The following is a 791-nucleotide window of genomic DNA, read 5'->3' on the forward strand; positions in this document are numbered from 1 at the left end:
GACCGCGTTGAGGTTATCCGTGACGGTGAGTTCATCGCAACCAAGCCGATCGATCAGTGGGATAATGACTCCCTGATCACCGCAATGGTAGGTCGTTCGCTGGACAACCAGTTCCCGAAGGAATTCGGCGAAAAGTCCAAGGAGCCGATGCTTGAGGTTGATAACGTTGTTGAGGCAGGCGTCCTGAACAATGTATCCTTCAAGGCATACGGCGGACAGATTCTGGGCTTTGCAGGTCTGGTCGGCGCCGGTCGTACCGAGATTATGCGCGCAGTATTCGGCGCAGATCCGATCGACAGCGGCAAGATCAAGATCAAGGGCAAGGAAGTACATATCAAGTCCCCGCGTCAGGCGATCCATCACGGCATTGCGTTCCTCACCGAGGACCGTAAGGGACAGGGTCTGGTACTGGCTCAGACCATTCGCACCAACCTGATTCTTGCTAACATGAAGGGCTTCTCGTCGGGCTTGTTCCTGAACGAAAAGAAGATCCTGGAGGCAGGCGAGCAGAACATTGCGTCGCTGCGCATCAAGACCCCGTCGATCGACGAGATCGTAGGCCAGCTGTCCGGTGGTAACCAGCAGAAGGTCGTAATCGGCAAGTGGGTCAACACGGATGCAGAGATCTTTATCTTTGACGAACCGACCCGTGGTATCGACGTCGGCGCAAAGGTCGAGGTTTACAACGTAATGAACAGCCTTGTCAAGCAGGGCAAGTGCGTTATCATGGTATCTTCGGAAATGCCTGAGATCCTCGGCATGTCCGACCGCGTAATCGTAATGCGCGGCGG

Annotated in this window: 1 protein-coding gene; it reads left to right on the top strand. The window is 55.0% G+C overall.

Features of this window, described 5'->3' with window-relative positions; translation table 11 throughout:
- Nucleotides 1-791: ATP-binding cassette domain-containing protein (locus IEY11_RS14585; RefSeq protein ID WP_188886905.1), on the top strand; the 791-nt coding region annotated here is incomplete at both ends.

Source organism: Butyricicoccus faecihominis, from assembly GCF_014648015.1.
GTDB lineage: Bacteria > Bacillota > Clostridia > Oscillospirales > Butyricicoccaceae > Agathobaculum > Agathobaculum butyriciproducens.